The sequence below is a fragment of the Ramlibacter sp. genome (genome assembly GCF_013697775.1).
GTDB lineage: Bacteria > Pseudomonadota > Gammaproteobacteria > Burkholderiales > Burkholderiaceae_C > Ramlibacter.
This window is the reverse complement of the sequence record NZ_JACCWG010000242.1, coordinates 1-9,399: the sequence shown is the minus strand read 5'-3', so window position 1 is coordinate 9,399 and position 9,399 is coordinate 1. Positions and strand designations below refer to the sequence as shown.

General features: G+C 68.3%; 7 protein-coding genes and 2 pseudogenes. 7 read left to right on the top strand and 2 right to left on the bottom strand.

The window, feature by feature from the left end; all coding sequences use genetic code 11:
- From H0U68_RS12010 to thpR, 4 genes and pseudogenes are all read left to right on the top strand, one after another.
- Nucleotides 1-405 (top strand): annotated as a pseudogene (locus H0U68_RS12010) (hypothetical protein); the annotation flags it as partial.
- Complete coding sequence (locus H0U68_RS12005) at nt 374-1,663, top strand: DNA polymerase Y family protein (protein WP_296355851.1); 1,290 nt, start codon at nt 374-376, stop codon at nt 1,661-1,663. The pseudogene H0U68_RS12010 and the gene H0U68_RS12005, both read left to right, overlap by 32 nt.
- Entirely contained in the window at nt 1,656-5,030 is a 3,375-nt protein-coding gene (locus tag H0U68_RS12000; protein WP_296355849.1) for an error-prone DNA polymerase, read from the top strand. The genes H0U68_RS12005 and H0U68_RS12000 overlap by 8 nt, the downstream gene beginning before the upstream one ends.
- Before the next feature lie 45 nt (nt 5,031-5,075).
- Entirely contained in the window at nt 5,076-5,651 is a 576-nt protein-coding gene (gene thpR, locus H0U68_RS11995) for an RNA 2',3'-cyclic phosphodiesterase (RefSeq protein WP_296355847.1), read from the top strand.
- Here the strand turns inward: thpR and H0U68_RS11990 are convergent.
- Entirely contained in the window at nt 5,617-6,759 is a 1,143-nt protein-coding gene (locus H0U68_RS11990; RefSeq protein WP_296355845.1) for a sensor histidine kinase, read from the bottom strand. The two genes, thpR and H0U68_RS11990, sit on opposite strands and share 35 nt — an antisense overlap.
- 200 nt (nt 6,760-6,959) lie before the next feature.
- Between H0U68_RS11990 and H0U68_RS11985 the strand changes: the two genes are divergently transcribed.
- The 3 genes from H0U68_RS11985 to H0U68_RS11975 all read left to right on the top strand — a co-directional run bounded on the left by H0U68_RS11985 (nt 6,960) and on the right by H0U68_RS11975 (nt 8,831).
- Nucleotides 6,960-7,271, top strand: coding sequence for a BON domain-containing protein (locus H0U68_RS11985; RefSeq protein WP_296355843.1), 312 nt, complete (start codon nt 6,960-6,962; stop codon nt 7,269-7,271).
- A gap of 7 nt (nt 7,272-7,278) precedes the next feature.
- The gene (locus tag H0U68_RS11980) at nt 7,279-8,100 is read left to right on the top strand and encodes a beta/gamma crystallin-related protein (protein WP_296355841.1); all 822 of its coding nucleotides are present in this window, start codon (nt 7,279-7,281) and stop codon (nt 8,098-8,100) included.
- A 143-nt stretch (nt 8,101-8,243) separates the two neighbouring features.
- Nucleotides 8,244-8,831 (top strand): DUF2726 domain-containing protein, encoded by a 588-nt coding sequence (locus H0U68_RS11975; RefSeq protein WP_296355838.1) that lies wholly within the window; start codon nt 8,244-8,246, stop codon nt 8,829-8,831.
- Here H0U68_RS11975 and H0U68_RS11970 read toward each other — a convergent pair.
- Nucleotides 8,822-9,277: pseudogene (locus H0U68_RS11970) on the bottom strand (recombinase family protein); the annotation flags it as partial. The gene H0U68_RS11975 and the pseudogene H0U68_RS11970 overlap by 10 nt on opposite strands.
- Nucleotides 9,278-9,399 lie beyond the last annotated feature (122 nt).

Below are 9,399 nucleotides of genomic sequence, written 5' to 3'. Positions count from 1 at the left end.
GCCGCCAGGCCGCAGGCACGGCTGTGGGCGGCCGAACAGGCGCTGCGCTGCGCCGACGTGGCGGCCGTCATGGCCTGGCTGCCGCAGGCGCGCGGGCCCGAGCTGCGCCGGCTGCACATCGCGGCGCAGCAGCAGTCGCGCCTGCTGTTCGTCTTTCGCGCCCTGCAGGCCAAAAACGATTCCTCGCCGGCGCGGCTGCGGCTGCAGGTGGACGGCACCGATGCCATGCGGGTGCGCATCCTGAAGCGCCGCGGCCCGCCGCTGGACACGCCGCTGGCGCTGCCGGCGCATCCGCCGCGCCTGGCGGCCCTGCTCGAATCGCGCAGGAACGGCAAGTCCGCGCCCCTCCAACCCTTGCCCAAGGACCGATCGCATGTACTGGATCGCACTGCAGCCATCGCATGACGACGAGCGCACCGCCTGGGGCTGGCGCGCCTTGCAGTTCACGCCCCGGGTGGCGTGGGCGGAAGGCGCGCTGCTGCTGGAGGTGCAGGCCAGCGAGAAGCTGTGGGGCGGGCGCAGGCGCCTGGTCCGGCAGCTGTTCAAAACGGGCGAGGTGCTGGCGGCCCCGGCCTGGGCGGCCGGCGGCACGGCGCTGGTGGCGCTGGCCTTGCTGCGCCTGAAGCTGCGCGGCGAAGCGGCACCGAGCGCTGTGCCCGACGGCCTGCCGCTGGACGTGTTCGATGCCGCGCGCGAGCCCCTGCCCATGCTGGAGCGCATCGGCTGCCGCACCTGGGGCGATCTGCGCGCGCTGCCGCGCGGTGGACTGGCGCGGCGCTTCGGCCCGGTGCTGCTGCCGGCGCTGGACTGCGCCTATGGCGAGCGGCCCGAGCGCTATGGGTGGATCGAACTGCCCGAATCCTTCGACGTGAAGCTGGAACTGCCGGCATTGGCCACCAGCGCGCCCGAGCTGATGTGGACCGGCCAGCGGCTGCTGTCGCAGCTGCAGGTGTGGCTGCAGGCGCGCAACCGCGGCGTGCTGGCGTTCGAGCTGGAGTGGACGCTGGACCTGCGCCGCCTGGACGGCAAGCCGCTGCCGCCGACCGAGCGGCTGGAGGTGCGCACCGCGCAACCCACGCAGGAAATGGCGCACCTGCGCCGGCTGGTCAACGAGCAACTGGCGCGCGTGTCGCTCGGCGCGCCGGCCAACCACTTGCGCCTGCGTTCACTGGACACGGTGCCCTGGGGCGGCCGCACCACCAGCCTGTTGCCGGAAGACAACCGGCCCGGCGAAAAGCTGCACCAGTTCATCGAGCGGCTGAGCGCGCGGCTGGGCGCGGGCAACGTGCTGGTGCCCCTGCTGTGCGAAGAGCATCGGCCGGAGAAGATGCAGGCGTGGGTGAGCGCGCGTGGGGCGGCTCCGGGAAAAGAAAGCACCCCGGGCGACGCAATCTATCCCCCCTGGCTGCTGCCCCAGCCCCAGCTTCTCCCCATCCAGGGCGACTCTCCCTGTTACATGGGCCGGCTGCGCCTGCTCACGCGCCTGTACCGCGTGGAAACCGCCTGGTGGGAAGAGGGCGGCCCGGCGCTGCGCGACTACTTCATCGCGCGCAACGACGACGCCGGCCTGGTCTGGATCTACCGCGAGCGGGCGCTGAAGGACGAGGGCAGTCCCGAAGAAGAGCGCAAGGACCGCTGGTACCTGCAGGGGCTGTATGCCTGAGATCCACGTCAAGTCCGGCCCCGTGCTCAACGAGGACAGGGACATTCCCCCTGTCCTGTCCACCGTGGCGGCCACCTTGCCGCGCTATGCGGAGCTGCACTGCATCAGCAACTTCAGCTTCCAGCGCGGTGCCTCGCATCCGCAGGAACTGGTGCGCCGCGCCTACAACCTGGGCTACGCGGCGCTGGCCATCACCGACGAATGCTCGGTGGCCGGCGTGGTGCGCGCCTGGTCGGGGTGGAACGACTACAAGGGCTTCATCGAAAAACTGCAGCAGATGGAGCCCGGCGTCCAGCGCCTGCGCCCCTTCACGCTGCTGTTCGGCAGCGAATTCGATTTCGGCGCGCTGCGCCTGGTGGCGCTGGCGCGCGATCTGCACGGCTGGGGCGGCCTGTGCGAATTCATCACGGCCGCGCGCACCGACGCCCACACCGCCAAGGGCGACTACCGCGTGGGCTGGGACATCAGCGACTTCGCTTTGCTGCAACAGGGCTGCGAGATCCTGGTCGCGCCCAAGCGCGCGCAGATGGCGGATGACGCCGGGCTGCAGGCGCTGTGCGCGCGGCTCGCGCACCTGAAGGAATTGTTCGGCGCGCACCTGTGGCTGGCGGTGGAGCTGCCGCACCAGCTGGACGACGACCTGTGGTTCGCCATGCTGCGCGAGGCCTCCGCGCGCACCGGCGTGCCGCTGGTGGCCGCGGGCGACGTGCACATGCACGCGCGCTCGCGCAAGCCGCTGCAGGACGTGATCACCGCGGTGCGCGAAGGCAAGCGCGTGGCCGACTGCGGCTTCGCGCTGCAGGCCAACGCCGAGCGGCACCTGCGCCACCGCGCGCGCCTGGCCGCCACCTATCCGCCCGAGCTGCTGGCCGCCACCGTGGAAGTGATGGAGCGCTGCACGTTCGACCTCAAGTCCATCCGGTACGACTACCCGCAGGAAGCGGTGCCCGAAGGCATGACGCCGACCGAGGGCCTGCGCCACCTCACCTACGAAGGCGCCGCGCGCCGCTACCCGCAAGGCATTCCGGACAAGGTGCACCGCCTGCTGGAAAAAGAGCTCGATCTCATCGCGAAGTGCAACTACGAGATGTTCTTTCTCACGGTGCGCGACATCGTGCGTGAAGCGGAGGAGCGGAAGATCCTGTGCCAGGGCCGCGGCTCGGCGGCCAACTCGGTGGTGTGCTACTGCCTGGGTGTCACCGCGATGGACCCGGTGGAATCGGAGCCGCTGCTGGAGCGCTTCATCAGCGAGGAGCGCCGGGGCGAGCCGCCCGACATCGACGTGGACTTCGAGCACGAGCGGCGCGAAGAGGTCATCCAGTACATCTACGAAAAGTACGGCCGCACGCGCTCGGCCATCGCCGCGGTGGTGATCGGCTACCGCACGCGCAGCGCCATCCGCGACGTGGGCAAGGCGCTGGACATTCCCGAAGCCCTGATCGACGCCTTTGCCAGGGACCACTACTGGTTCGAGGAAAAGCTCGCGGCGCAGCGCCTGGGCCTGATGGCCGAGCAGAGCGGCACCGCCATCACCGAGCTGCAGGCGCACCAATGGCTGGAACTGGCGGGGAGCCTGATGGGATTTCCGCGGCACCTGAGCCAGCACGTGGGCGGCTTCGTGCTCACGCAGACGCAGCTCACGCGGCTGGTGCCGGTGGAGAACGCCAGCATGAAGAACCGCTCGGTCATCCAGTGGGACAAGGACGACCTGGAAGACATGGGGCTGATGAAGGTGGACGTGCTGGCGCTGGGCATGCTCACGGCGCTGCGCCGCTGCCTGCATTTGCGCGATGCGCTGCGCGGCGGTGCGCCGTGGAACCTGCGCGACATCCCGAACGACGACGCGACAACCTACGAGATGATCCAGCGCGCCGACACCGTGGGCGTGTTCCAGATCGAAAGCCGCGCGCAGATGTCCATGCTGCCGCGCCTGAAGCCCAAGGAGTTCTACGACCTGGTGGTGGAAGTGGCGATCGTGCGGCCGGGGCCGATCTCCGGCGGCATGGTGCATCCGTACCTGAAGGCGCGCGAACGGCTGGAGAAGGCTGGAGAGGACGAGGAAGCCCGGGAGAAGGCGATCGAGTACGAGCGCGCGCAAGGCGAGCCGGAAGACAAGCCGCCGCGGCTGCGCGAAGCGCTCAAGCGCACCTTGGGCATCCCGATCTTCCAGGAGCAGGTGATGCAGATTTCCATGCTCGCCGCCGGCTACAGCGCCGCCGAAGCCGATGGCCTGCGCCGTGCCATGGCCGCGTGGAAGCGCAAGGGCGGCGTCGAGAGGCACCAGGACAAGCTGATCGGCGGCATGCTGCGCAAAGGCTACAAGCTGGAATTCGCCCAGCGCATCTTCGAGCAGATCAAGGGCTTCGGCGAATACGGTTTCCCGGAAAGCCACGCCTACAGCTTCGCCTTGCTGGCCTACAAGAGCAGCTGGCTGAAATGCCACGAGCCCGAATGCTTCCTGGCCGCGATGCTCAATTCGCAGCCCATGGGCTTCTATCCGCCGGCCCAGCTGATCCAGGACGCAGTTCGCCACGGCGTGCAGGTGCTGCCGCCCGACGTGTCGCACAGCGACTGGGACTGCACCCTGGAGAAACAATTGGGGTCAGACACCAATTTATCGGGCGATGTCCCCAATTCCCGGCCGGCGGTCCGCCTCGGCCTGCGCGTGGTCGGCGGCCTGAACACCGAAGCCGGCCAGCGCATTCCCACCGCGCGCGCCGACGCGCCGTTCGCCAATGTCGAGGACATGGCCCTGCGCGCGCAGCTGGACACCCGCGACCTGAAGGCACTGGCCGCCGGCGACGCCTTGCAATCGCTGGCCGGCCACCGCCGCCAGCAGGTCTGGGAGGCGACCGCGCAGCGGCGCGCGCCGGCCCTGCTGCGCAACGCGCCGATCGACGAGGCGCCGCTGGAACTGCCGGCGGCCAGGGAAGGCGAGGAAATCGTCTTTGACTACGCCTCGCTCGGCCTGACCCTGCGCCGGCATCCGCTGGCGCTGCTGCGCCCGAAGCTGGCGCGCATGCAGCTGCTGAATGCGGATGAGCTGGCCGCCCTTCCGCACGGCCGGCGCACGGCCGCCTGCGGCATCGTCACCGTGCGCCAGCAGCCGCAGACGGCCAAGGGCACGATCTTCGTCACCCTGGAAGACGAGACCGGGCCGGTCAACGTCATCGTCTGGCGGCACGTGCGCGAGGCGCAGCGCGACGCGCTGCTGCGTTCGCGCCTGCTGGCCGTGTGGGGCACCTGGCAGCGCGACGTGGACAGCGGCGGCCGGGTTTGCCACCTGGTGGCCGAGCGCCTGCGCGACCTGACACCCCTGCTCGGACGCCTGGATGCCGCACTCGGCAACAGTCGCGACTTTCACTGACACAAAACACCCAGCTATTCAAGACAGAACAAGGACACTGCCGCCATGCCTCTGCTACCTCCCCCGAAACGGCTCTTCATCGCCCTGATGCCCGACCGCGCCCTGCAGGCGCAGCTGCAGCGCCACTGCGGCACCTGGGACTGGCCCGACGATGCCAAGCTGGTGCCCTTCGCCCGCTACCACCTCACGCTGTACTTCATCGGCGAGGTCAGCCTGGCGACCGAGCAGCTGCTGCGCCAGGCGTTGCGCGAGGTGCCGATGCATCCCCTGGAGCTCGACCTGCTCGGCCCGGAACTCTGGCCCAACCAGGTGGCCGTGCTGCGGCCGGCGCAGAACAACGGCCTGCGCGCGCTGCACGCGCGCATCGCGCACGCGGTGGTCGACGCCGGGCTGGAGCCGGAGCTGCGCGGCTACAAGCCGCACGTGACATTGGGGCGCAACGCCGCAGGCGCGCATGCGCCCGCCAGGACCGAGCCGATTGCCTGGCCGGCGCGCGAATTCGCGCTGGTGTGGTCGGTGACGCCGTCGGCCGGCAAGCCGGCGCGCTACGAGGTGCTGGAGTGGTTCGGCGCGCGCGGCGAGCCGGTTACGCCGGCCGGTGCAGCGGCAGCCGCATCGTGAACACGGTGCCGTTCTCGCTGTCGGAGGCCACCTCCAGCGTGCCCTTGTGGCCCAGCGCCACCTCGCGGGCGATGAACAGGCCCAGTCCCAGGTTGGTGGACGGCACCTTCAGCTTGGCGACCGAGCCCGGCGACAGCTGCACCAGGGGATCGAAGATGACCTGAAGCGATTCCGGCGGGATCGGCTCGCCGAAGTTGCGCACCTGCAGCGTGACCTCCTCGCCGGCCACGCGCGCGGCCAGGCTGATCGGCCCAGTCGGGTCGCCGTGCTGCACGGCATTGTTCAGCAGGTTCGACAGCGCCTGGCGCAGGCGCGAGTCGTCCACCATCGCGGCCAGGCCGTCGGGCACGTCGGCCACCAGCTGCCGCTGCGGGTGGGCGGACTGCACTTCTTCCACCAGGTCGCGGCACAGCACGGTGAGCGAGCAGGCCTTGGGCGCCACCGGCATCCCCTTGCCCAGCTGCGTGCGGGTGTAGTCCAGCAGATCGTGGATCATGCCGGCCATTTCCTTGGCGCTGCGCTGGATCTGGCCGGCCTGCTTGCGCACCCCGTCGGTGGTGGCGGTGCGCTCCATCAGGTGGCTCAGCATGCTGATGGAGCTCAGCGGGCTGCGCAGGTCGTGCGCCAGGATCGCCATGAAGGTGTCGCGTGACAGCTCCAGCTCGGCCGAATAGCGGGATGTGGATTCCGCCACCGCCTGGTCCACGGCCTCGTTGAAGCGGATCATCTCTTCGAACACGCGGGCGTCGGCGGCGGCCGGCAGCTGCTGCGTCCACAGCCGGATCACGCTGGCGCGCAGGGCGCGGTACTCGGCGCCCAACTGGTTCAGGTCGAACCCGCTCATCTGGCGCAACGCGCCGTGGGTGGCGGCGGCGGTTTCGCGCGTGGACAGCGGTGGCGCCAGGCCCTTGGACTTTTCCGATTGCGCCAGCGGCGTCTGGCTGGACTCCAGATCCTTGGCGATGGCCAGGAGGATGGCCTTGGCATGGTCGCGCAGCGCCACCGCGCTCATGGTGGAAGCAGCGGGCTCCATCGTGGTGGCGAAGCTGTACCACTCCGCCACGATGGCTTCCATGTTGCTTGTGATGAAACTGGAAAGGGTGGTCATGGCCGCTCCGTGGTGGCTTGCGAGCCGGACCCTGCTTTTAACACACCGTTCTCAGGCGCTTGTCCTACGCAGAGTCGCGCTCGGCCATTGACGAAGACGGGCAGCGACCTTACAGGTGTTTGTAGCTGAACAAGCCACGATGCGCCACCAGAACGAGAACAGGGCGGATCCACCGCTCCCTCTTTTGAGCAAAGGCTCCAATGACACAATTCGCACGCACCAGCATTCTGTTCGCAGCCATCGCTATCGGCGCCCTGGCCGGATGCGCCTCCACCGCCAAGCACGAAAGCACCGGCCAGTACATGGACGACACCGCCATCACCACAAAGGTGAAGGCCGCGATCTTCAACGACCCGATGCTCAAGTCCACCGAGATCAACGTGGAAACCTTCAAGGGCCGCGTGCAGCTCAGCGGCTTCGTCAGCTCGCGCGCAGCCATCGACCGTGCCGTGCAGGTGGCCCAGGGCGTGAGCGGCGTCAGCTCGGTCGGCAACGACATGCGCCTGAAGTGAGCAAGGCATGACGATGAACACCCACTGCAAGACCCTCCTGGCGGCATCCCTGCTGGTGCTGGCGGGACATGCCAGCGCCCAGGTCACCTTCTACGAAGGCGAGGGCTACCGCGGCCGCGCCTTCACCACCAACAACACGGTGCCTAACTTCGCCCGCAACGGCTTCAACGACCGCGCCTCTTCGGTGGTGGTGGAACGCGGCCGCTGGGAAGTGTGCGAAGACGCGGGTTTCCGCGGCCGCTGCGTGGTGCTGCGCCGCGGCAGCTACGAATCGCTGGCCGGCCTGGGCCTGGAAGACCGCATCTCCTCGGTGCGCCCGGTGAACGGCAACGGCCGCTTCAGCAATGAAGCGCCCGAGCCGGTGGCCAGCCCGAACTACGACTACCGCCGCCGTGCCAACGAGCGCGTGTACGAGGCGCAGGTGACCTCGGCCCGCGCCGTGGTCGGCGCCCCCAACGAGCGCTGCTGGGTCGAACGCCAGCAGGTCAGCCAGCCGGCGCGCAGCAGCGGCGGCGCCAATGTGGGCGGCGCCATCGTCGGCGGCCTGCTGGGCGGCGTGCTCGGCCACCAGGTGGGCGGCGGCACCGGCAAGGACATTGCCACCGTGGGCGGCGCAGTCGCCGGCGCGGCGGTGGGCTCCCAGGTCGGCCGCAGCGACGGCAACTACCCCAGCACGCAGGACGTGCGCCGCTGCGAAAACGTGGCCAGCACCGTGCCGACCTACTGGGACGTGACCTACGACTACCGCGGCGTGCAGCACCGCGTGCAGACAAGCGCCGACCCGGGCCGCACCATTCCGGTCAACCAGAATGGCGACCCGCGGATGTAAGCGGACGGGCTGATTTAGTTAATCAGGCTCGATGAAGCCCGGCGCTGTGATGGCGCCGGGCTTTTGCGTTTTGGGGAGGGAGGAAGAGCGGCAGGTCAGCGTACGCGTGTCGGTACAGTCGAGGGTTGACGGGGAGAACTGACTTGAAATCACTGCTGCTGCCGTTCATTGCGCTGGTGCTGGGGATCATCTTCCTGGCAATCGTCAAGCGACTGGTGGGCAACCGGGATGGAAAGTCAAAACCAAAGATCTTCCACAAAGCGCGCCTGTTGACGGAGCGCGAGCAGTCGATGTTCTGGCGCATCAAGGAGGCGTTTCCGGAGCCGGAGCACGTGGTGTTCACGCAATTCGGTTTCGGTGCGCTGCTCAAGGCAGGCAAGGGCACGAGCGCGCTGCACTACACACAGAAGCGGGCGGACTTCGTGCTCACCGACCGCTCGTTCGCCGTGCTGGCGATCATCGAGATCGACGACGCCAGCCACGCCGAGCGGGGCCGAGAGGACAACGCCCGCGACGCGATGCTGAAGTCCGCCGGGTACAGCGTGGTCCGGTTCAACAACATCCCGGACGTGGAGACGCTCAGGCGGCAAGCCGGCGGTGGCGGAGGAGGCAATGGGGGCGAAGGCGAAGGCGGTGCCGAAGAAGCGGCTGGCGCCGCCGAGCGCTTGAGAGAAGTGAGTGGAGCGGGCGATGGGAATCGAACCCACGTCTTCCCCGAGGTTCAAAGGTAAGCCCACAACACCTTCATTCGGTCCCGCTCATCGCCGTAAATGGCGCGACGGATCGTCGTGTGAGAAACACCGTACATGTCCCCTAGTTCGACAAGGCTCACGCCGCCGCGCTCATAAAGCCTCTTAACCTTCCGCTTCTCAACTGCTGAGAGCTTGTGCGGCCGTCCACCAACCACGGTACCGCGCTTGATCGCAGCTACCTGGCCAGCGATGGAGCGCTCACGAATAATCGAGCGCTCAAACTCCGCGACAGCACCCAGAATGGAATACATCAACTTCCCGGCTGGCGTGCGCGTATCAACCGGCTCCGTCAAACTTCGAAAGACAGCGCCGGCAGCCGTGATCTTGTCCAAGAGCGCAAGCAAGTCCTGAAGGCTGCGCCCAAGCCGATCCAGCTTGTACACCACCACCTCATCCCCCGCCTTGAGCCGCGCGAGCAACGCTACTAGTGTAGTGCGCGCGAATTAGTTGAACTTTCGCTCGAAGGCATACTCCGATGGCCAAGGGGGTGTGATGCCATGCGGGTCGCCAAGTCGATTGAGCTGGATGGGCAGACGCAGCAGGAGCT